Genomic DNA, 21,256 nt, shown 5'->3' with positions numbered 1-21,256 from the left:
CGCCTAGGCGTCGGGCCAACGCCACGACACCGGGTGTTCCCGATGGACGACGCGAGGGGAAAATGATGAGCGACCGTATTCTAGTGCGCCGGCACCTGCTGGCTGCGTCGACGCTTGCCGGGTTGTTTGCGAGCTGTGGCCATGCCCAGGCGCAAAGCTGCGCGCCCCAACCCGACGGCAGTTTCCTCTGCTCCGGCGCGATCACCACGCTGCAGACGCCGACGGCGCCTCCCGGCACGCCGGTGGTGATCCGGACCGCTCCCGATACGACGATCTCCGGCGGCATCGCGGTGTCGGCGCCGGGCAGCTTCGAGGACGTCAATCACACCGCGGTCAGCGGTTCGGCGGTCGCCCTGTCCTTCGTCGCAGCGGCTGGCGGCGACATCACCGTGTCGACCAACGGCAGCATCGCCAATACCGGCTTGATTCCGTCCAGCACGGCATATGGGATATATCTCGGCTCGGCTTCCGCCACGGCGAGCAACAAGACCATCACCGTCGCCGCCGGCGGCAGGATCAGCGGGATCACCGGTGCGATCGGCGTGCTGTCCAACGGCGCCGGATCGACCAGCATCACGCTGAACGGCGACGCGACGCGAACCTATACCGATCTGCTCAGCCAGGGCGCTCCGGGCGTCATCAATGTGAGCGCCAATAGCGCGCTGGGCGGCGCAGTGGATATCTTGGTCAACGGCAACGTCATCGACAAGGCGCGCCTCGGCTATGGGATTGTGGCGCAATCGCTCGGGCTTGGCGGCGGGACGGGCAGCAACGTCTCGGTCACGCTGAACGGCGCGATCACGGCCGATGGCGGCATCGCCGCCAGCGGCACCGGAACGATCGCCGTGACGGTCAACGGCCAGGTCAATGCGAGCCCGACGGCACCGCAAATGAACGCGATCGCCACCTACACGACGTTCGGCAATGACGGCCCGGCGAGCAATTCGCGATCGACGATCACGATCGGCCAGGGCGCCGTGGTGACCGGCAATATCGACATGGACCATTTGCGGACGCAAGGCTCGCCGCTCACGACCGGCAATGCGATCACCAATGCCGGCCGCGTCAACGGATCGATCACCGCGCGCAGCGGCGTCACCAGCATCCTCAACACCGGCACGATCGTCGCTTCGAGCAGCAACGTTGCCATCCTCGCTACCGAGATCGGCAGCTCGATCACGCTGCAGGACGGCGCAGTGACCGGCAATGTGCAGTTCAGCGGCGGGATCAACGTCAACTGGAACGGCGGCACGCTGAACGGCAATCTGAGCAACGTGCTGGGCAACGACCTGACCACCGCCAGCACGCTGACGATTACCGGCCGCAGCGCAGCCGACCTGGCGACCGTCAAGCGCATCGAAGGCAATGCGATCGACACGCTCAATTTCGTCGGCACCACCTTTACCGGGCGCGGGGTCTCGTCGAACGATCCGACGCCAGATACCAATATCCTGCGCTGGGGCACGATCAATCTGCTGAACGGCTCGACCTGGACCCTGACCGGCGGCATCCAGGCGAATGCGCGCATTACGATCGATCCCACTTCCAGCATCGTGGTGATGGCGGACGGGACCTTCGGAACCTCGTTCGGCACTTCGGTGGAGAATGCCGGCCTGCTCAACCTCAACGGCTCCGGCATCGCAGGGCGTCGGGTGCTGATGCCCGGCACGTTCAGCCAGTCGTCGACCGGAAATCTGATCGTCGGGGTGAGCCCGACGGCGATCGACCTGATCACCGTCACCGGAACCGCGGCACTGGCGGGGACCGTCACCTTCGCCTGGGCGCCCGGCACCTACACGGCGGGAACGCGGACCTTCCTCACCAGCGGCTCCAATGGCCAGACCACGCTGAGCGGCGCCTTCACGGCAGTGGCGAACGCGCCCGGCACCACCGCGCCGGCGGGGCTCGATGTGAGCGTCGCCTATACCGCGCGGGAAGCCAATCTGGTGCTGGGAACCCCCACGCCGACCCCGACGCCCACGCCGACGCCGACTCCCACGCCGACGCCGACGCCGACGCCCACGCCGACCCCGACGCCCACACCCACACCCACCCCCACACCCACGCCGACGCCAACCCCCACACCGACCCCCACGCCCCCGATCGCAGTCGCACCGCGCGAAGCCCGATTGTTCAGCGCGCAGGCCTTTGCCTTCGCAACGATCAATGAGAGCCGCGCGAGCGAATTGCTGGGCCGCAGCCAGGCCGATGGCGGAGGCAGTCCCTTCTATAATTTCGCGCTATCGGGCGATCAGCGGCAGCGCGCCTGGATCGAGGCGACGGGCAGCACGCTGGGCGCCAGCGCTGCACCGGACCGGGCGCAGTTCCGCGCGCATTCCGCGGGCGTGGAGATCGGCGCCGATGCGACGATCGGCGAGGGCGGGCGGCTTGGCGTTGCTGCCGGATACGACGCGACCTGGCTCGACGATGCGGGCGGCAGTAGCGGCCGCGGCGACATTGCCCGGCTCAGCCTTTATGGTTCGCAGACGATAAGCGGCATCGGTTTGTCGGCCGTCGCCAGCTATTCGCATGGCTGGCAGCGAAGCCGCCGCGAGACCGGCATCGGCCCGGCCCGCGCGCGCTATGACATGGATGCGCTCACCGGCGGCGTCCAGGCATCGGCCGCGCTGGTCGTCGCGGGCACCACCATCACGCCGGCGATCGGCGTGACCGTGACTCAACTGACCGGCCAGGGCTTTCGCGAAAGCGGCAGCGTGCCAAGCGCCTTCGCCCTGTCCGGCAAGCAAGACGACAAGACCTTCGCGTCGCCCTTTGCCCAGATCGGGCTCGCGCGCACCTTCGAAACCGGCAACGGCACGCGCTGGGTGCCCGATGTCCTGCTCGGCTATCGCCGCAGCACCGGCGCCGACGGCCCCGACATGCGCCTGATCGCCGAGGACGGCACGGTGTTTGCGGGGAATCGTGCGGGGCTTGGCAAGGACAGCCTCGTTGTCGGCGCCGATCTCACCGGTCATCGCGGGAGCTGGACCGGGTTCGTCGGCTATCGCGGCCAGTTCGCCAACGGATGGACCGGACATAGTGCGTCGCTCGGGCTGCGCCTGGCATTTTGACCGCGGAGCCGCGGGGCGATCGGCTGCGAGCGGCTGCGTTCGGCTGCGTTCGGAGCGCGGGGGCGGGGGTAGCGCGCCGCGCGGCTGCCACGCATCGCGCGTCCTAGGGGAGAGGGGGGATCCGCTTAGGGGAGCGGGGGATCCGCAGGTTTCACAATCGCCCCGCCGAACGACCAGAGATCAAGGCCTTAGCCCGGTATTTTGATGCGTGTGCGGAATTGATCGGCAAATTGTTCGCGCGGCGGTTGACAGCAGATTGCCTCCCCCGTAGAGGCGCTCGCCTACCCCGTGCCCAGATGGCGGAATTGGTAGACGCACCAGCTTCAGGTGCTGGCGCTCGCAAGGGCGTGGAGGTTCGAGTCCTCTTCTGGGCACCACTTCCCCTCAGGGGGGAATTCAACGCTTGGCACCGCCCTCCGGCCCGCGGAGGGCTCGCATCCTTGAGCGCGAGGCGTCCGAACGGCGCCGTCGAGAGCCAGGCTGGCTTGGTCCGGCCGCTTGGCGGGGCGCCGGGTTTCGCGTGCCGGCTCCGCATTCATCCAGGCCCTGGACGGCGGTTTCGACACTTGTCGGCGAGGACGGCGTGCGCCGGTCCAGGGGCGGACGCAGGCGCCGGGCGATCGCGCGCAGCTTCGTGCGCGATACGCGCCAACGAGCCCGAACTGTGCACCGCACGATGGGCTTAACCCACTTTAAGAGATGGCTTCTTTCCCACGCGGGGCGCGTGAACCGCGTCTGATTTGTTCGGAACGTCGACGCGCGCGCATCGTTCAGGTGCAAGCTCCACAAAAGGAATTCGCGATGGCCGACACGATCGATCCGACGCGTGCGGACGATGCTCCGCTCAGCACTTCGAAACACGCGTCTGCCGCAGTCGATGCCGCCACCGAGGCGCTGATCGACAAGCCCGGGCAGGGCGATGCCGACACGCTGGTCGGCCGCACCGTGACGATCAACCGGCCCCGCGCCGAGCTGTTCGCCTATTGGCGCGACTTTGCCAACCTCGCCACGTTCATGGACAATGTCGAACGCGTCGAGATTCTCGACGGCAAGCGCTCGCACTGGGTGGTGAAGGCGCCGGCGGGGAAGACCGTCGAGTGGGACGCGACGATCACGCAGGAGCAGGACGGCGCGTTCATCGCCTGGGCCTCGGAGGAGGGCGCCGACGTCCCCAACAGCGGCCGCGTCGATTTCCGTGACGCGCAGGCGGGGCGCGGGACGATCGTCACCGCGACGATCCTGTACGATCCGCCCGGCGGCGCGATCGGCAAGCTGATCGCCAAGATGTTTCAGCGCGAGCCCGCGATCCAGGCGCGCCGCGACCTGCGCCGCTTCAAGCAGCTGATGGAAACCGGCGAGATCGCCACATCGTCATTCACGCGGGCACAGCTCGAAGAGGAGAAGAACTGATGCGCGCGCTTACTTGGCACGGCAAGCATGACGTTCGCGTCGATACGGTCGACGATCCCGAGATCCTCAACCCGCGCGACGCGATCATCAAGGTTACCGCGACTGCGATCTGCGGCTCGGACCTCCATCTCTATGACGGCTATATCCCGACGATGCAGGCCGGCGACATTCTCGGCCACGAATTCATGGGCGAAGTCGTCGAAACCGGGCCCAAGTCGACGCTCAAAAAGGGCCAGCGTGTGGTCGTTCCCTTCACGATCGCGTGCGGCAGCTGCTTCCATTGCGGCAAGCATCAATATTCGGCGTGCGACAACGGGCTGCCCGCGGACAACCAGGATATCGGGCAGGAATTATATGGTCAGCCGATGTCCGGGCTGTTCGGCTACAGCCATCTAACCGGCGGCTATGCGGGCGGGCAGGCGGAATATGTCCGCGTGCCGTTCAGCGATGTCGGACCGCTGGTGATCCCCGACGGGATCGAGGACGAGAAGGTGTTGTTCCTCTCCGACATCCTGCCGACCGGCTGGATGGCAGCGGAGAATGCCGGGATCGAACCCGGCGACACGGTGGCGGTATGGGGCTGCGGCCCGGTCGGCCTGTTTGCGGTGCAATCGGCGTTCCTGATGGGCGCCGAGCGCGTCATCGCGATCGACCATTTCCCGCGCCGGCTGGAGCTTGCGAAGAAGTTCGGCGCCGAGACGATCAACTTCGAGGAGACCGCCACCTATGAGGCGCTGATGGCGATGACCGGCGGGATCGGCCCCGACGCGGTGATCGACGCAGTCGGGCTCGAAGCGCACGGCTTCTTCGTCGACAACGTCATCGACCAGATCAAGAAATCGACCTTCCTCGGCACCGATCGCATCCATTCGATCCGTCAGGCGATCCTTGCCTGCCGCAAGGGCGGCCGCGTCTCGATGCCCGCCGTCTATGGCGGCTTCGTCGACAAGTTCCCGCTCGGCGCGTTCATGGAGAAGGGGCTGACGCTCAAGACCGGCCAGACCCACGTCCAGCATTATATGCCGGCGCTGCTCAACGCGATCCTCGAAGGCAAGATCGATACGACCTTCCTGATCAGCCACACCCTCGGGCTCGAAGACGCGCCCAAGGGCTACAAGATGTTCCACGACAACCAGAACGAAGTGACCAAGGTCGTGCTCAAGCCCGGCCTGGCACTCGCAGCGGAGTAAGCACGATGGCAAAATTCGGGATCATCACCGGGGCCTCCACCGGCATCGGCGCGCACCTCGCCAAGCTTGCGGCGGCGGACGGCTATGAATTGCTGCTCGTCGCCGACACGCCCTTCGTCGATCCCAGCGCGGGCCTAGCCGGCGCCGAGACGCTCGAAGTCGATCTCTCGACGATCGAAGGCGTCGATCGGCTGCTCGATGCCGCAGGCGGGCGGCAGATCGACTTGCTCTGCGCCAATGCCGGACATGGGCTGGGCGGACCGTTCCTCGATCACGACGTCGCCGCCTGGCGCCATGTGATCGACACCAACGTCACCGGCACGGTCTATCTGCTCCAGAAGGTGCTGCGGACGATGGTTGCGCAGGGGCAGGGCAAGGTGCTCGTCACCGGATCGATCGCCGGGTGGATGCCGGGCAGCTTCGCGGCGGTGTATAACGGCTCGAAGGCGTTCATCGACAATTTCACCGCCGCGATCCGGGACGAACTCAAAGAGCAGGAAGGCATCACGTTGACCACGCTCGAGCCCGGCCCGGTCGAGACCGAGTTTTTCCACCGCGCGGGCATGGACGACACCAAGGTCGGCCAGTCGGAGAAGTCCGATCCCGCCGATGTCGCCAAGGACGGCTGGGATGCGCTGATGGCCGGCAAGGACACGATCATCTCGGGCTGGCGCAACAAGCTGCAGGTCGCCGCAGCCGGCGTGCTGCCGCAATCGGTGCCCGCGGCGATGCACCGCGGCATGGCCGAGCCGGGGAGCGGCAAGGATTAAGGGCGCGATCCCCGGTTCTTCCTCGACCTGGCGCTAGCGTTCGCCGCGAGCCGAGGCGCCTGGGCGCCGTTAGCCGATCGCAGGTGTCGCTGTCAGATAAGCCTCCCCCGAACGCGCGTCCGGGGGGAGGCATTTCCGTCAGAGTCGGAGCGAAACGCCCGCGACGATCTGCCGGCCGAGTAGATCATAGCCCATGATCGTGTTCCCCCGCAGCAACCCGATACGCGCACGGCTGTCGGGAACCAGCGGCGGATCGCGATCGAAGATGTTGTTCGCGGCGAGCCGGAACGTCATCTGCTTGTTGATGTCGAAGCTGAACGCCAGATCGAACCAATCATAGGCCTTGATCCCCGGATATTGATCGCGACGATCGCTATCGGGCAGATCCGGGATGCCGGTGTCGGCAGGCGCATAGACGGTCATCGGCATGCCGCTACGATGCCGCCAGTTGAGCGACACGCTGGCGACACGGTCGGCCGTGGTAAAGGTGGTGCGGAACTGGTGCGCCCAGGTGGGCATGCTCTCGCCGCAGCCATTGCCGAAATAGCCGGTGCAATCGCGCGGATCCACCGTCGGCGCGCCCTGGCTGCCGACGCGAGTCATCAACGTGCCGTTGAAGTTCAAGTCCAGCGAACCGGCGCCGCCCAGGCCGAGATTATACTGTCCCTGGAAATCCCAGCCATGCGACTGCGACTTGTACCCGTTTACCGAGCCGCGCGAGACCCAGCCGCTCGAAGGGCTGGACGCGGGCGAACTCGACAGCGTGCCGTTGGAAGCACGCACGATGCCGCGGCAGAAATAATCGTTGCCGGTGCTTAGGCACTCGTTGATCCAGTCCGAAGGATTGAGGAAGGTCAATTGGTCCTCAAGATCGATCAGCCAGCGGTCGACGGAGACGGTCAGGCCAGGGATAAACCGGGGGCGGACCACGATGCCGAAGGTTGTCGTGAACGCGCTTTCCGGCGCCAGATCGAAGCCGCCTTCCCGCACCGTGCAGCGATCGTCCGGGCAGATCAGCGTCGTGCTGCCGTACAGATTGTCGGGCAGGCCGGTGTTGCGGCACTGCTGGAGCGTGGCGCTCGGGGGCAGGCGCGGGCCGCCGGGGTTCGCCGGGTTGATCTGCGGTGCGCAGGGATCCGAGTAGAAGCCCTGGTTCCAGAAGATGTTGGCTGCCCCCGCCGCGGCGCCGACGCCGGGCGCGGCCTGCGACTTGTTATAGGACCCGCGGAAGATGATGTCCGGCACCGGCGACCAGATGCCTTCGACCTTCCAGGTGCCGAATTTACCCTCGAGCCGGTTGTACTTCGACAGGCGATAGCCGGCATTGACCTGGAGCAGCTTGGTCCAAGACTGATCCTCGACCAGCGGCGCCTGCAGCTCGATATTTCCTTCGAGAATGCTCTGGGTGAAGCGCTGGTTCTCGCCGCCATTGTTCTGCTGGTAGATTTCGTTGACGATCGTCCGCTCCATCTCCTCGCGATATTCGCCGCCCAGGGCGATCGCGAGTCCCTGCTGGGCGAAGGGCGAAGTGATGCCGTATTTGCCGAGATCGCCGCTTACCGTGCCGACGAACTGGAGCAGCCGCGGAATGCGTGTGCTGATCCCGCCCGATGCTGCGCCGAACAGGTAATTGTTGAGCGCGGTATCCTGATTGAACGGAGCGAATGCATTGAACGGCACGCAGCTCGGATCGGTGCCGTTGACCACGGCGCGGCAGGTCGGCCGGCCGTTCACGTTGACGACGTCGAGCGCGCGGTTGACATTGTCATATTGCGCGAACGGCACATCGATCGTGTCGAGCTGGGCGCGCGACAGCATGCCGGCGAGGTCATAGGACCACACGTCGTCCAGCACGCGGCCGCGCACGCCAGCGACGATGCGATAGCCCTCGTTGGTGAACTTCTGCTCGACCAGCGGCAACCCATCGAAGCGATAGCGGACGTCGAGCGGCGCATATTGCCCGGCGACACCGGCATTCGCGCCGCACAGCGTCTGCGCCTGCGACGCCGACAGGAACGGATTGTCGCAATTCACCTGGAACGGATCGCTGCCATAGGCAGTGTAGGAGAAATTGCGGTTGAGCTGTGTGTTGTACGACTTGTCGCGATAGAACAGCCCAGTGGCGTACAGCTCGATATGGTCGCTGATCTGCGCGGTCAGGAAGCCGCCAAGATTGAGGCGCTCGAACGGGCGCTGGAAGGCCCAATCGTCATAGGGATTGGCCGAGGCGGCGGCCGGGCCGCTGTTGATCGGGATGAACGTCCCGTTGCCGTTCGGGTTGTTGACGAGAACCTGCCCCGCGCTTGCGCCCGATTGCGGGATGATCGTGCCGGCCGGGGTATAGCTGGCGCGCGAGCAGGACAAGATCGCGGTGTTGCTGGGCTGCACCACTTCGCACTGCGAGAAGGAGCGGTCGCGCAGCCGGACCAGCTCCGACTGGCGATAATTGACGAAGCCGCTGATGTTGACCTTGTCGTCGAACAGGTTGACGCCTGCCGCCAGGCTGACGTCGGCGCGGCCGCCGTCATTGGCCGTGCCCGTCTCCGAATTGAACCCGGCACGGCGGACGGCGTCGGTGACGTCGTTCGCGCGATTGTTATGGTTGAAGAAGCTGTAATTCCCGTCGAGGCGGACCCCTTCGAAATTCTTTTTCAACACGAAGTTGACCACGCCCGAAACCGCATCGGAACCGTAGACCGAGGAGGCGCCGCCGGTCAGCACGTCGATCCGCTCGACCAGCGCATTGGGGATGATGCCCACGTCGACCGTGTTGGGCAGGCCGATACGCAACCCGTCGATCAGCATCAGCGTGCGCTCATAGCCCAGGCTGCGCAGCTTGATGCGCTGGCGCCCCTCGGAGTCGCTGAAATTCTGCTCGGAATTGACCTGCACCTGCGGCAGGCGATTGAGCACTTCCTCGATCGTGGTCGCGCCCTGAGCGGCGATCTCGGCGGCGGTGGTGGTGACGATCGGCGCGGCCGAGCGGTTGTTCGGGCGCACGATGCGCGTGCCGGTGACGACGATCTGTCCGCTCTCGCTCCCGTCGCTGCGATCCGCATCGCCCGCGGGGCTGGGCAGTGCAACCGGATCACCCGCCGGGGCGGACGATTCCTGCGCTTGCGTCTCGCTATTGCTATCGATCTGAGCCTGTGCGGACCCGGCCGTCGCAACCAACGCTGCCACACAACAACTCGCGGTCAACAATCCTCTGAACAGCATGTGATCTCCTCTGCGCTCCCTGTGGCGTCGGGGTAGATCAACGGCGCCGGCTGGTTCTCCACCCGGTCGCCAAAGGTTCAGCCGGCTTCTACCGGTCAATTCGACGCTGCCCCCGACGTCGGCTGAGAAGCTGTCACAGAGTAACCTGCGCCACAACGCTAATTTCGATATTTGATTTACGAAATAATGGGCTTTGGTACGGAGCGGCATGAAGCCGCTGCCGCCGATCGAACTCTGCAACAGGATATGACCTGTTATGCTGCAAGCTGATCGCCAAGGCGCCGGCGATGCTTTGCGCCTCCATTGCTTGTGCGGTGCTGGTCGCGATAGTTCCGGAAACCCTGCTCCGGGTCGCGACGGCGCTTTCCGTGGCGACGGCAATCGCAAATCTTTGCATGGCCCTTGTCGTTGGCGCGCGATCCCGCTCGCTCACCGCATCGCTGGAGGAACTTGGTTTCACGGGATGGCGGGAGGCGACTTTCTATAGTCGTTCGAGAATGGGTGTGCCGCCGAAGTGGAACTTATGGTCGGTCGCTCTCTTCGTCGGCTTCCTGGTTTCGGCATTCACAACCGGATTGTTCGGCGCGCTGCCGCTCTTTGCCGGCTTCGGGCTGTCCATGGCGATTGGCAGCGTGTTGCGGCGCTGGCCAATCGACGAACGCGGTGCGCCCTCGTCCGGCTGACTTGCCGAAACCCGCTTGTGTGGCTAAAGGCGCGCCTTCGCTCTTTCTCAGCTTACAGGTCTCGATCCCATGAAGATCAGCGGCGTGGACATTCGTCCCGGCAATATCATCGAATATGAAGGCGGCATCTGGCGCGCCGTGAAGATTCAGCACACCCAGCCCGGCAAGGGCGGGGCCTATATGCAGGTCGAGCTGAAGAATCTGCGCGACGGCCGCAAGAACAATGTCCGCTTCCGCTCGGCGGAGTCGGTCGAGCGCGTGCGGCTCGACACCAAGGACTTCCAGTTCCTGTTCGCGGACGGCGAGACGCTGACCTTCATGGACAAGATCACCTATGACCAGACGACGCTGCCGCGCGACCTGCTCGGCGACGCCGCGGCCTTCCTCCAGGACGGCATGGACGTGGTGATGGAGCTGTACGACGAAGACCCGATCAGCGTGCAGCTGCCCGACACGATCGAAGCGACGATCGTCGAGGCCGACGCCGTGGTGAAGGGCCAGACGGCGTCGTCGTCGTACAAGCCGGCGGTGCTCGAGAACGGCGTTCGCGTGATGGTGCCGCCGCATATCGCCGCGGGAACCCGGATCGTCGTCGACGTCTACGAACAGACCTACGTCCGCCGCGCGGACTGATTTCTCCCGTTCTCCTCCCGCTTGCGGGAGGAGGTTAGGGGAGGGGAGTTTGGCCTGCCTCCTCCCTTCGAGACTTTCAGGCCCTCCCCCGGCCCCTCCCACCAGCGGGAGGGGAGAAGATCGGGCGAAGGAAGAACATGGTTGCCCATTCCGGTCTGATCACCGTCATCGAAAAGGCCTGCCGCAAGGCGGGGCCGCGGCTGCGCCGTGACTTCAACGAGGTCCAGCACCTCCAGGTGAGCCGCAAGGGGCCGGCCGACTTCGTGTCGATCGCCGACAAGCGCGCCGAGGATACGCTGATCGAGGAGCTGCAGAAGGCGCGGCCGGACTGGGGCTTCCTGGTCGAGGAGCGCGGCGAGATCGCCGGCGATCCCGACAAGCCGCGCTGGATCATCGATCCGCTCGACGGCACCAGCAACTTCCTCCACGGCATCCCGCATTTCTGCATCTCGGTCGCGGTCGAGGATCCGCACGGGAGCCAGGGCAAGCCCGAGATCACCCATGGCTATGTCTACCAGCCGATCACCGACGAGAGCTTCTGGGCCGAGAAGGGCCGGGGCGCCTGGCTCCAGGACCAGCGGCTGCGCGTCTCCTCGCGGCGCGACCTTGCCGATGCGCTGATCGCGACGGGGATCCCGTTCCTCGGCCATGGCGATTTCGTCGAATGGAGCCGGATCTTCGGCGCGGTCGCGCCCGAAGTGGCGGGGATCCGCCGGCTCGGCGCCGCGGCGCTCGACCTGGCCTGGGTCGCCGCCGGCCGGTTCGACGGCTATTGGGAATCGGACCTCAAGCCGTGGGACGTTGCGGCGGGCATGCTGATCGTCAAGGAAGCCGGCGGGTTCGTCACCGATTATCGCGGCCAGGACATGGCGCGCGAGCGTAACCAGTTTCTTGCGACCAACGACGCGCTGCATACCAAGCTGCACAAGCTCGTCGCCGGGGCATTGCGCAACAAGTAACCCCCTGTTCCAGGCTGTGGAATCGGGGAGGGCCGGCGCGTGCCTGCACGGGCGCGCAACCGTCTCTTATTGCGAGTGATTCTCATGGCTTCCGGGCCTTGCCGCACCCCATTCACAGTCCTAGAAGCCCCTTCAGATTCCGCATTTGCGAGAAGGCAACTTGGTCGATCTAATCGAATATCTGCCGATCCTGCTGTTCCTCGGCGTGGCACTGGTGCTTTCGAGCGCTTTCGTGTTCCTGCCGATGCTGGTCGGCCGCCTCACCGGGTCGCACAAGCCGACCCCGGAGAAGCTCACCGAATATGAGTGCGGCTTCCCCGCGTTCGAGGATTCGCGCAGCCAGTTCGACGTGCGCTTCTACCTCGTCGCGATCCTGTTCATCGTCTTCGATCTCGAAGCGGCGTTCCTCTACCCGTGGGCGGTCTCCGTGTTCAAAATGGGCACGGCGGCGGCCAGCTGGACGGCGTGGTTCTCGATGATGATCTTCATCGCCGAACTCGCGCTCGGCCTTGTTTATGCCTGGAAGAAAGGTGCGTTGGAGTGGGAGTAGAAGTGAACCCCCTTCCGAGTGGAATGGCGCCGGGAGCGCTGCCGAACCCCGCGTTCCTCGACGATATCAACGCCGAGATCGGCGACAAGGGCTTCCTGGTCACCTCGACCGAGGAGCTGTTCCAATGGGCGCGCACCGGCTCGCTGTGGTGGATGACCTTCGGCCTGGCGTGCTGCGCGGTCGAGATGATCCACGTCAACATGCCGCGTTACGATATGGAACGCTTCGGCGCCGCGCCGCGCGCGAGCCCGCGCCAATCGGACGTGATGATCGTCGCCGGCACGCTGTGCAACAAGATGGCCCCGGCGCTGCGCCGGGTCTATGACCAGATGTCCGAGCCGAAATACGTGATCTCGATGGGATCGTGCGCGAACGGCGGCGGCTATTACCACTATAGCTACAGCGTCGTGCGCGGCTGCGACCGGATCGTGCCGGTGGACATCTATGTCCCTGGCTGCCCGCCGACTGCCGAGGCGCTGCTCTATGGCGTGATGCAGCTCCAGCGGAAGATCCGCCGCATCGGGACGATCGAACGGTGAGGGCGCCTGCTCCCCGCTACACGTCCAATGACGGCGTGATCGAAGCAGCCCAGGCGGCGCTCGGCGGCATGCTCGTCGAGAGCAAGGACGCCGTGGGCGAAGTCTCGCTCACCGTGGTGCGCGAGCGCCTGGTCGAGGCGATGCTGGCGCTGCGCGATACGCCGGGCCTCGAATATCAGCAGCTGAGCGAGATCGCCGGCGCCGACTATCCGGCGCGGAGCGAGCGGTTCGACGTGGTCTACCAGCTGCTGTCGTTCACCCGGAACCACCGCATCCGCATTCGCGTCATCACCGACGAGGAAAAGCCGGTGCCGAGCGTGACGGGCATCTGGCCGGTCGCCGGCTGGCTCGAGCGCGAAGTCTACGACATGTATGGCGTGCTGTTCGAGGGGAATACGGACCTTCGCCGCATCCTCACCGATTACGGCTTTGTCGGTCATCCGCTCCGGAAAGACTTCCCGCAGACGGGCTATGTCGAGCTGCGCTATTCCGAGGAATCGAAGCGCGTCGTGTACGAGCCCGTGCGGCTTGCGCAGGACTTCCGCAATTTCGACTTCATGAGCCCGTGGGAAGGCGCGCAATATGTGCTGCCGGGTGACGAGAAGGCGGCCGCGCCGCCTCCGCCGCCGCCCGCTCCGGCACCGGCGCCTGCTCCGACGCCCGCACCTGCGGCGCCTGCCGCCGCGCCGGCTCCCGAAGCCAAGGTGCCCGAGGCCAAGGGTGCGCCGACGCCGCTGAGCGCCGACGAGATCGCCAAGGCGGATTCGCCGGCCGCGAAGGTGGCCAAGCCGCGCGTCAAGAAGCCCAAGACTACCGACGACACCAGCGAGAGCGGTGCCGGCAAGGCGGGGCCGAATGCGGGCCCTGCGCCCGCCGATCCCGACGTCGTGAAGAAGCCGCGAGCATCTCGCGCGAAGAAGGCAAACCCGGATGGCTGAGTATCTGGACGAGATCGCAGGCGTCACCGACGGTGGCAAGCCCGAGCTCGGCGACACCGAGATCGCCAACTATACGATCAACTTCGGCCCGCAGCACCCTGCGGCGCACGGCGTGCTGCGGCTCGTCACCGAGCTGGACGGCGAGATCATCGAGCGGATCGATCCGCATATCGGGCTGCTTCACCGCGGCACCGAGAAGCTGATCGAATACAAGACCTACACCCAGGCGCTGCCCTATTTCGACCGGTTCGATTATTGCTCGCCGCTGGGGATGGAGCATAGCTATGTGCTCGCGGTCGAGAAGCTGCTCGACCTCGAAGTGCCGCTGCGCGCGCAATATCTCCGCGTGTTCTTCGCCGAGCTGACTCGCATCTGCAATCACATGCTCAACCTCGGGTCGCACGTGATGGACGTCGGCGCGATGACGCCGAACCTGTGGATGTTCGAGCTGCGCGAAGACTGCATGAACTTCTTCGAGCGCGCTTCGGGCGCCCGCATGCACGCGAATTACTATCGCGTCGGCGGGGTGCGCCAGGACGTTCCGCTCAAGCTGCTCACCGACATTGCCGACTGGCTCGACACGCGGCTGCCGCGGCTGTTCGGCGACGCGATCAGCCTGGTCGCCGAGAACCGCATCTTCAAGCAGCGTAACGTCGATATCGCGGTGGTCAGCCGCGAGGACGCGATCGCCTGGGGCTTCTCGGGCCCGATGATCCGCGGCGCGGGCATCCCCTGGGACATCCGCCGCCAGCAGCCCTATGACGTCTATGACCGCATGGACTTCGAGATCCCGGTGGGCACCCGCGGCGATTGCTATGACCGGTTCATGGTCCGCGTCGAGGAAGTCTATCAGTCGGCACGCATCATGAAGCAGTGCCTGGCCGAGATGCCCGAAGGCCCGGTGCTGACCGGCGACCGCAAGGTCGCGCCGCCCAAGCGCGGCGAGATGAAGCAGTCGATGGAAGCGCTGATCCATCACTTCAAGCTGTTCACCGAAGGCTATCACGTGCCGGCGGGCGAAGTGTATGTCGCGACCGAGAGCCCCAAGGGCGAGTTCGGCGTGTATCTGGTGAGCGACGGCACCAACAAGCCGTATCGCTGCAAGGTCCGCCCGACCGCGTTCAGCCACCTCCAGGCGATGGACTTCATGTCGAAGGGCCATATGCTCGCCGACATCACCGCGATCCTGGGTGCGATGGACATCGTGTTCGGGGAGTGCGACCGGTGAGCGAGGCTCGTATCGCCACCGCGCACGAAATGATCGCGCTTTACAACGCGCAGGACGCCGACGGCTATGTCGCGCTGATGACCGATGGGGCGTGCGAGGCGACCTATCGCGGCGCGGTGCTGCGAGAGGGGCGCGAGGGCGTGCGTTCGGGGCTGAAGGCGATGTTCGCCGAATTTCCCGGCAATCGCGCCGAAATCCTCACTTCCTATGCGCTGGGCGACACCGTGGTTCTCCACGAGAAGGTCGCGCGGTCGCCCGAGAGCGAGCCCTTCGAGGTAATGTCCATCTATTCCTTCGCCGACGACAAGGTCGATCGGGTGGAGTTTATTCGCTAATGGCTGACGCACCCCAACTTCCCGACGACGCCGAGACCCGCGCGCGCTGGGGCAATTTCGCCTGGAGCGCCGAGAGCGCCGAAAAGGCCAAGGAAATCCTGAGCCGCTACCCCGAGGGGCGGCAGCTTTCCTGCTCGATCCCGTTCCTGGATCTGGCGCAGCGCCAGGTCGGGGCGGAGACGAACACGCAGGGCTGGCTGCCGATTCCGGTGATCGAGTTCGTCGCGCGCGAGCTCGGCGTGCCCTATATCCGCATCTTCGAAGTCGCGACCTTCTACACGATGTTCAACCTCGTGCCGGTGGGCCGCTACCATGTGCAGGTCTGCGGCACGACGCCGTGCATGCTGCGCGGTTCGGACGACGTGATGGCGGCGTGCAAGAGCCGCGGCATGAAGAAGGGCCACACTACCGAGGATGGGCTGTTCACGCTCACCGAAGTCGAGTGCATGGGCAATTGCTCGTCGGCGCCGATGGTGCAGATCAACGACGACAATTTCGAGGACCTGACCTTCGATCGCACGATCGCGATCCTCGATGCGCTGGCCAAGGGCGAGAGCCCCAAGCCGGGCACGCAGGAGCCCGGCCGTCACACGGTCGAGCCGGTCGGCGCGCCGACCAACCTGGCGGCGATGGTCACCGAAAATCACGATTATCGCCCGGAATGGGGAAGCGCGGCATGAGCGGCGACAACAAGAACCTGATCTTCACGATCCTGGCGATCATCGGCGGGATCGTCGTGCTGGGCTGGGTGCTCAAGCTCACCTTCGCGCTGCTCGGTCCGCTGCTGCTGATCGGGCTGGGGGTGCTGATCTACATGATGTTCGCCAAGAACAAGGGTGGGCGGCTCTGATGCTGGCGGACAAGGACCGGATCTTCACCAACCTCTACGGCTATCAGCCGTGGAACCTGCAGGCTGCGATCCAGCGCGGGGCGTGGGACAACACCAAGGACCTCATGGCGCTGGGCCAGGATACGATCATCGATCGCATCAAGGCTTCGGGGCTGCGCGGGCGCGGCGGCGCGGGCTTCCCGACCGGCATGAAGTGGAGCTTCATGCCCAAGGAGCCGACGGCCAGCCGTCCGAACTTCCTGGTGATCAACGCCGACGAATCCGAGCCGGGTTCGTGCAAGGACCGCGAGATCATCCGCCACGATCCGCATCTGCTGATCGAAGGCGCGCTGGTGGCGGGCTTCGCGATGCGCGCGCGGGCGGCCTATATCTACATTCGCGGCGAATATATCCGCGAGGCCGAGACGCTGTTCGCGGCGATCCGCGAGGCCTATGACGCCGGGCTGATCGGCAAGAACGCCTGCGGCTCGGGCTATGATTTCGACGTGTTCTGCCATCGCGGCGCCGGCGCCTATATCTGCGGCGAAGAGACTGCGATGCTGGAGAGCCTCGAGGGCAAGAAGGGCCAGCCGCGGCTGAAGCCGCCGTTCCCGGCGGGTGCGGGGCTTTATGGCTGCCCGACCACGGTGAACAATGTCGAGTCGATCGCAGTCGCGCCGACGATCCTGCGGCGCGGGCCGGAATGGTTTTCGAGCTTCGGGCGTGAGAACAACAAGGGCACCAAGCTCTTCCAGATCTCGGGCCATGTCGAGCGGCCGTGCGTCGTCGAAGAGGCGATGAGCATCCCGTTCCGCGAGCTGATCGAGAAGCATTGCGGCGGCATTCGCGGCGGCTGGGACAATCTGCTGGCGGTGATCCCGGGCGGCTCCTCGGTGCCGCTGGTGCCGGCGGCCGAGATCCTGGACGCGCCGATGGATTTCGACGGTCTCAAGGCGCTCGGCTCGGGTCTCGGCACCGCGGCGGTGATCGTGATGGACAAGTCGACCGACATCGTCCGCGCGATCTCGCGGCTCAGCTATTTCTACAAGCATGAGAGCTGCGGCCAGTGCACGCCGTGCCGCGAAGGCACCGGCTGGATGTGGCGCGTGATGGAGCGGATGCGCACCGGCGACGCCGACATCAGCGAGATCGACACGCTGTATCAGGTGACCAAGCAGGTCGAGGGTCATACCATCTGCGCGCTTGGCGACGCGGCGGCGTGGCCGATCCAGGGCCTGATCAAGCATTTCCGCCCCGAGATGGAGCGCCGGATCACCGAGCGCGCCGGCGGGGGCATCGAGACCATGCAAGAGGCGGCAGAGTAATGCCCAAGCTTAAGGTTGACGGAATCGAAGTGGAGGTGCCGGCCGGCGCCACCGTGCTCCAGGCCTGCGAGGCCGCGGGCAAGGAGATTCCGCGTTTCTGCTATCACGAGCGGCTGTCGATCGCCGGCAATTGCCGGATGTGCCTGGTCGAAGTGAAGCCCGGACCGCCCAAGCCCCAGGCTTCGTGCGCGCTGCCGGCCGCCGACGGCCAGGAGATCCGCACCGACAGCCAGATGGTGAAGGCCGCGCGCGAAGGCGTGATGGAATTCCTGCTGATCAACCACCCGCTCGATTGCCCGATCTGCGATCAGGGCGGCGAGTGCGACCTGCAGGACCAGTCGGTCGCCTATGGCCGCGGCCACTCGCGCTACACTGAGAACAAGCGCGCGGTGACCGAGAAATATATGGGTCCGATCATCAAGACGATCATGACCCGCTGCATCCAGTGCACCCGCTGCGTGCGCTTCGGCGAGGAAGTCGCCGGGGTCGAGGATATCGGCGCGATCTATCGCGGCGAGAATATGCAGATCACGACCTATCTCGAAAAGGCGTTCAAGAGCGAGCTTTCGGGCAATGTCGCCGATCTCTGCCCAGTCGGCGCGCTCACCCACAAGCCGGTGGCGTTCGAATATCGCTCGTGGGAATTGAAGCGGAACCTGTCGATCGACGTGATGGACGCCGTGGGCACCAATATCCGCGCCGACAGCCGCGGCCGCCAGGTGATCCGCGTGCTTCCGCGGATCAACGAGGACGTCAACGAGGAGTGGGCGCACGACAAGACCCGCTATCATGTCGACGGGCTGGTCCGCCGCCGCCTCGATCGCCCGTTCGTCCGCAAGGACGGCAAGCTGGTCGAAGCGAGCTGGGACGAGGCCTTCGCCGCGATCGCCGCGGTGAACGCCGGCTCGAGCGTCGCCGCGATCGCGGGCGACCTGCTCGATTGCGAGACGATGTATGCCGCCAAGGCGCTGCTCAAGGCGCTCGGCTCCGACCTGATCGAGAGCCGCCAGACCGGCATGGCCTATGATGTGTCGAGCCTGGGCGCGGTGGCGTTCAACCCGACCATTGCCGGGGTCGAGGACGCCGATGCGATCCTGCTGGTCGGCAGCAACCTGCGCTGGGAAGCGCCGCTGATCAACACGCGCGTGCGCAAGGCGATCAAGAAGGGCGCGAAGGTCTTCGCGATCGGGCCCGAGATCGACCTGACCTACAAGCTCGAATGGCTGGGCGACGATCTGGGGCTGCTCGGCACGCTGCCCGATCAGGTGGTGCAGGCGTTCGACGGCGCCAAGAAGCCGATTGTCATCGTCGGCCCCGGCGCGCTCAAGAACGGGTTCGGCGGCGCGCTGGCGCTGGTCGAGCCGATGAAGCTGGTGCGCACGCTGGAAGACGGCACTGCTTGGAACGGCTTCGGCGTGGTCCACACCGCCGCGGCGCGGATGGGCGCGCTGATGCTCGGCTATGCGCAGGCGGGCGGCATCGCCGACATTGCCGCGGCAGCGCCGAAGCTCGCCTTCTTCCTCGGCGCCGACGAAGTCGATTTCTCGAACTTCGAGAACAGCTTCAAGGTGTTCATCGGCCATCATGGCGACAAGGGCGCGCATCATGCCGATGTGATCCTGCCGAGCGCCGCCTATACCGAGAAGCCCGGCACCTATGTGAACCTCGAAGGCCGCGTGCAGCGCGCCGAGCGGGCGGCGTTTGCCCCCGGCGACGCGCGCGACGACTGGACGATCCTGCGCGCGCTTTCGGAGACGCTGGGGCACACGCTGCCGTTCGACAGCTTCGACGAGCTGCGCGCGGCGATGGTTTCTGAAGTTCCTGCGCTGGGGCAGGAGGGTCTCGCGCGCTACGCGTGGAAGGCGCCAGCGCTTGCCGCTTCGGCCAGCGGTCCGGTGACCTATCCGGTCGCCGACTTCTATCTGACCAACGCCATCTGCCGCGCATCGCCGACGATGCAGCGCTGCTCGGCCGAACTGCTCCATGGCGAAGACTTTGCGGAGGCCGCGGAATGACCTCCTGGTTCACCTATCTCGGGCTGCCCTTTGGCTGGGCGTGGTTCGTCGCGACGATCATCGACATTCTGGTGATCGCCCTGCCGCTGATGCTGGCGGTGGCGATGATCATCTATGCCGACCGCAAGATCTGGGCGGCGATGGCGCTGCGCCGCGGCCCCAATGTCGTCGGCCCGCTCGGGCTGCTCCAGTCGTTTGCGGACGGTCTCAAGGTCTTCCTCCAGGAGACCATCATTCCGTCGAGCGCGAACAAGACGCTGTTCCTGATCGCGCCGATCATCACCTTCACGGTCGCGCTGATCGTGTGGGCGGTGGTGCCGTGGCAGGCGGGTGTGGCGCTGTCGAACATCAATGTCGGGCTGCTCTACGTGCTCGCGGCGTCGTCGCTCGGCGTCTACGGCATCATCCTGGCGGGCTGGGCGTCGAACTCGAAATATCCGTTCTACTCGGCAATCCGCGCCGCCGCGCAGATGGTGAGCTATGAAGTCTCGATCGGCTTCGTGCTGATCTCGGTCGTGCTGTGGGCCGGCACCTTCAACCTGGGCGGTATCGTCGAGGCGCAGAAGGGGCTGTACGGCTTCATCAACGGCAACGGCTTCAACCCGCTGCTCTTCCCGATGTCGGTGGTGTTCCTGATCTCGTCGCTTGCCGAGACGCAACGCGCGCCGTTCGACCTCACCGAAGCGGAGAGCGAGCTCGTCGCGGGCTATCAAACCGAATATTCGTCGATGGCGTTCGCGCTCTACTGGCTCGGCGAATATGCCAACGTGCTGCTGATGTGTGCGCTCAACGCCACGCTGTTCTGGGGCGGCTATCTGCCTCCGTTCGACTGGGCGCCGCTGTATCTCGTTCCGGGGATCCTCTGGCTGTTCGCCAAGATCCTGTTCTTCTTCTTCGTGTTCAGCTGGGTGAAGGCGACCGTGCCGCGCTATCGTTACGACCAGCTGATGCGGCTGGGCTGGAAAATCTTCCTGCCGCTGTCGCTGATCTTCGTGTTCCTCGTTTCCGGGTTCCTGATGTTGACCCGCGTGGGAGTTCCCGCATGAGCGTCGCTCAACTCATCCGATCCTACACTTTGTGGGAGTTCATCAAGGCGCACTGGCTGACGCTGCGATACTTCTTCAAGCCCAAGGCGACGATCAACTATCCCTACGAGAAGAACCCGATCTCGCCCCGCTTCCGCGGCGAGCATGCACTGCGCCGCTATCCCAATGGCGAAGAGCGCTGCATCGCGTGCAAGCTGTGCGAGGCGGTGTGCCCGGCGCTGGCGATCACGATCGAGGCCGAGCCGCGCGAGGACGGCAGCCGCCGCACCACGCGCTACGACATCGACATGACCAAGTGCATCTATTGCGGGCTGTGCCAGGAGGCGTGCCCCGTCGATGCCATCGTCGAGGGGCCGAACTTCGAGTTCGCGACCGAGACGCGCGAGGAGCTGATCTACCAGAAGGAAAAGCTGCTCGAGAACGGTGATCGCTGGGAACGCGCGATCGCGGCGAACCTTGCCGCCGATGCGCCGTACCGTTAAGCGCGCGCCAACAGTGGGACGCATGATGACATAT

19 protein-coding genes and 1 tRNA gene are annotated in these 21,256 nt (G+C 65.4%); 19 read left to right on the top strand and 1 reads right to left on the bottom strand.

Annotated elements, in window-relative coordinates; translation table 11 throughout:
* Window positions 1-65 precede the first annotated feature (65 nt).
* From AB2M62_RS08605 to AB2M62_RS08585, 5 genes are all read left to right on the top strand, one after another.
* A complete protein-coding gene (locus AB2M62_RS08605; RefSeq protein ID WP_404339405.1) occupies window positions 66-3,071 on the top strand; it encodes an autotransporter domain-containing protein in 3,006 nt (1,001 codons plus the stop codon).
* Window positions 3,072-3,361: 290 nt separating this feature from the next.
* Window positions 3,362-3,448: transfer RNA gene (locus tag AB2M62_RS08600), tRNA-Leu, on the top strand.
* 424 nt (window positions 3,449-3,872) lie between these two features.
* A complete protein-coding gene (locus AB2M62_RS08595; protein ID WP_404339403.1) occupies window positions 3,873-4,481 on the top strand; it encodes an SRPBCC family protein in 609 nt (202 codons plus the stop codon).
* Window positions 4,481-5,671, top strand: coding sequence for a zinc-dependent alcohol dehydrogenase (locus tag AB2M62_RS08590; RefSeq protein ID WP_404339401.1), 1,191 nt, complete (start codon window positions 4,481-4,483; stop codon window positions 5,669-5,671). Before AB2M62_RS08595 ends, AB2M62_RS08590 begins: the two co-directional genes overlap by 1 nt.
* 5 nt (window positions 5,672-5,676) lie before the next feature.
* Window positions 5,677-6,441 carry an SDR family NAD(P)-dependent oxidoreductase gene (locus AB2M62_RS08585; RefSeq protein ID WP_404339399.1) on the top strand — a complete coding sequence of 255 codons (765 nt, stop codon included), beginning with the start codon at window positions 5,677-5,679 and terminating at the stop codon, window positions 6,439-6,441.
* Between the two features lie 138 nt (window positions 6,442-6,579).
* Here the strand turns inward: AB2M62_RS08585 and AB2M62_RS08580 are convergent, their stop codons facing one another.
* Window positions 6,580-9,624 carry a TonB-dependent receptor plug domain-containing protein gene (locus AB2M62_RS08580; protein WP_404339397.1) on the bottom strand — a complete coding sequence of 1,015 codons (3,045 nt, stop codon included), beginning with the start codon at window positions 9,622-9,624 and terminating at the stop codon, window positions 6,580-6,582.
* Window positions 9,625-9,947: 323 nt separating this feature from the next.
* Here AB2M62_RS08580 and AB2M62_RS08575 point away from each other — a divergent pair, with 323 nt between their 5' ends.
* From AB2M62_RS08575 to nuoI, 14 genes are all read left to right on the top strand, one after another.
* On the top strand, window positions 9,948-10,343 hold the full coding sequence (locus tag AB2M62_RS08575) for a hypothetical protein (protein WP_404339395.1): 396 nt from the start codon (window positions 9,948-9,950) through the stop codon (window positions 10,341-10,343).
* 69 nt (window positions 10,344-10,412) lie between these two features.
* Window positions 10,413-10,976 carry an elongation factor P gene (gene efp, locus AB2M62_RS08570; RefSeq protein WP_404339393.1) on the top strand — a complete coding sequence of 188 codons (564 nt, stop codon included), beginning with the start codon at window positions 10,413-10,415 and terminating at the stop codon, window positions 10,974-10,976.
* A 137-nt stretch (window positions 10,977-11,113) separates the two neighbouring features.
* A complete protein-coding gene (locus AB2M62_RS08565; protein WP_404339391.1) occupies window positions 11,114-11,935 on the top strand; it encodes an inositol monophosphatase family protein in 822 nt (273 codons plus the stop codon).
* Between the two features lie 160 nt (window positions 11,936-12,095).
* The gene (ndhC, locus tag AB2M62_RS08560; RefSeq protein ID WP_404339389.1) at window positions 12,096-12,485 is read left to right on the top strand and encodes an NADH-quinone oxidoreductase subunit A; all 390 of its coding nucleotides are present in this window, start codon (window positions 12,096-12,098) and stop codon (window positions 12,483-12,485) included.
* A 23-nt stretch (window positions 12,486-12,508) separates the two neighbouring features.
* Window positions 12,509-13,024, top strand: coding sequence for a NuoB/complex I 20 kDa subunit family protein (locus AB2M62_RS08555; RefSeq protein WP_404339867.1), 516 nt, complete (start codon window positions 12,509-12,511; stop codon window positions 13,022-13,024).
* Window positions 13,021-13,962, top strand: coding sequence for an NADH-quinone oxidoreductase subunit C (locus tag AB2M62_RS08550; protein WP_404339387.1), 942 nt, complete (start codon window positions 13,021-13,023; stop codon window positions 13,960-13,962). The genes AB2M62_RS08555 and AB2M62_RS08550 overlap by 4 nt, the downstream gene beginning before the upstream one ends.
* Window positions 13,955-15,190: an NADH-quinone oxidoreductase subunit D gene (locus AB2M62_RS08545; protein ID WP_404339385.1), complete on the top strand. Its 1,236-nt coding sequence runs from the start codon at window positions 13,955-13,957 to the stop codon at window positions 15,188-15,190. Before AB2M62_RS08550 ends, AB2M62_RS08545 begins: the two co-directional genes overlap by 8 nt.
* Entirely contained in the window at window positions 15,187-15,525 is a 339-nt protein-coding gene (locus AB2M62_RS08540; protein WP_404339383.1) for a nuclear transport factor 2 family protein, read from the top strand. Before AB2M62_RS08545 ends, AB2M62_RS08540 begins: the two co-directional genes overlap by 4 nt.
* Window positions 15,525-16,205 (top strand): complex I 24 kDa subunit family protein, encoded by a 681-nt coding sequence (locus AB2M62_RS08535; protein WP_404339381.1) that lies wholly within the window; start codon window positions 15,525-15,527, stop codon window positions 16,203-16,205. The genes AB2M62_RS08540 and AB2M62_RS08535 overlap by 1 nt, the downstream gene beginning before the upstream one ends.
* Window positions 16,202-16,375 carry a hypothetical protein gene (locus AB2M62_RS08530; protein ID WP_404339379.1) on the top strand — a complete coding sequence of 58 codons (174 nt, stop codon included), beginning with the start codon at window positions 16,202-16,204 and terminating at the stop codon, window positions 16,373-16,375. The genes AB2M62_RS08535 and AB2M62_RS08530 overlap by 4 nt, the downstream gene beginning before the upstream one ends.
* On the top strand, window positions 16,375-17,679 hold the full coding sequence (gene nuoF, locus AB2M62_RS08525; protein ID WP_404339377.1) for an NADH-quinone oxidoreductase subunit NuoF: 1,305 nt from the start codon (window positions 16,375-16,377) through the stop codon (window positions 17,677-17,679). The genes AB2M62_RS08530 and nuoF overlap by 1 nt, the downstream gene beginning before the upstream one ends.
* Window positions 17,679-19,694 (top strand): NADH-quinone oxidoreductase subunit NuoG, encoded by a 2,016-nt coding sequence (gene nuoG / locus AB2M62_RS08520; RefSeq protein ID WP_404339375.1) that lies wholly within the window; start codon window positions 17,679-17,681, stop codon window positions 19,692-19,694. The genes nuoF and nuoG overlap by 1 nt, the downstream gene beginning before the upstream one ends.
* Complete coding sequence (gene nuoH / locus AB2M62_RS08515) at window positions 19,691-20,740, top strand: NADH-quinone oxidoreductase subunit NuoH (protein ID WP_404339373.1); 1,050 nt, start codon at window positions 19,691-19,693, stop codon at window positions 20,738-20,740. The genes nuoG and nuoH overlap by 4 nt, the downstream gene beginning before the upstream one ends.
* On the top strand, window positions 20,737-21,222 hold the full coding sequence (gene nuoI / locus AB2M62_RS08510) for an NADH-quinone oxidoreductase subunit NuoI (RefSeq protein WP_404339371.1): 486 nt from the start codon (window positions 20,737-20,739) through the stop codon (window positions 21,220-21,222). The genes nuoH and nuoI overlap by 4 nt, the downstream gene beginning before the upstream one ends.
* Window positions 21,223-21,256 lie beyond the last annotated feature (34 nt).

Source organism: Sphingomonas sp. MMS12-HWE2-04 (assembly GCF_044881185.1).
Taxonomy (GTDB): domain Bacteria; phylum Pseudomonadota; class Alphaproteobacteria; order Sphingomonadales; family Sphingomonadaceae; genus Sphingomonas.
This window is presented reverse-complemented; position numbering and strand designations above follow the sequence as displayed.

Excerpts from the sequence above, each read along its gene's own strand:
- nuoI (WP_404339371.1), top strand. The coding sequence starts at position 20,737 with ATGAGCGTCGCTCAACTCATCCGATCCTACACTTTGTGGGAGTTCATC.
- AB2M62_RS08605 (WP_404339405.1), top strand. The coding sequence starts at position 66 with ATGAGCGACCGTATTCTAGTGCGCCGGCACCTGCTGGCTGCGTCGACG.
- AB2M62_RS08555 (WP_404339867.1), top strand. The coding sequence starts at position 12,509 with ATGGCGCCGGGAGCGCTGCCGAACCCCGCGTTCCTCGACGATATCAAC.
- nuoH (WP_404339373.1), top strand. The coding sequence starts at position 19,691 with ATGACCTCCTGGTTCACCTATCTCGGGCTGCCCTTTGGCTGGGCGTGG.
- AB2M62_RS08535 (WP_404339381.1), top strand. The coding sequence starts at position 15,525 with ATGGCTGACGCACCCCAACTTCCCGACGACGCCGAGACCCGCGCGCGC.
- AB2M62_RS08565 (WP_404339391.1), top strand. The coding sequence starts at position 11,114 with ATGGTTGCCCATTCCGGTCTGATCACCGTCATCGAAAAGGCCTGCCGC.
- AB2M62_RS08590 (WP_404339401.1), top strand. The coding sequence starts at position 4,481 with ATGCGCGCGCTTACTTGGCACGGCAAGCATGACGTTCGCGTCGATACG.
- nuoG (WP_404339375.1), top strand. The coding sequence starts at position 17,679 with ATGCCCAAGCTTAAGGTTGACGGAATCGAAGTGGAGGTGCCGGCCGGC.
- AB2M62_RS08575 (WP_404339395.1), top strand. The coding sequence starts at position 9,948 with ATGCTTTGCGCCTCCATTGCTTGTGCGGTGCTGGTCGCGATAGTTCCG.
- AB2M62_RS08530 (WP_404339379.1), top strand. The coding sequence starts at position 16,202 with ATGAGCGGCGACAACAAGAACCTGATCTTCACGATCCTGGCGATCATC.
- nuoF (WP_404339377.1), top strand. The coding sequence starts at position 16,375 with ATGCTGGCGGACAAGGACCGGATCTTCACCAACCTCTACGGCTATCAG.
- AB2M62_RS08595 (WP_404339403.1), top strand. The coding sequence starts at position 3,873 with ATGGCCGACACGATCGATCCGACGCGTGCGGACGATGCTCCGCTCAGC.
- AB2M62_RS08585 (WP_404339399.1), top strand. The coding sequence starts at position 5,677 with ATGGCAAAATTCGGGATCATCACCGGGGCCTCCACCGGCATCGGCGCG.
- efp (WP_404339393.1), top strand. The coding sequence starts at position 10,413 with ATGAAGATCAGCGGCGTGGACATTCGTCCCGGCAATATCATCGAATAT.
- AB2M62_RS08545 (WP_404339385.1), top strand. The coding sequence starts at position 13,955 with ATGGCTGAGTATCTGGACGAGATCGCAGGCGTCACCGACGGTGGCAAG.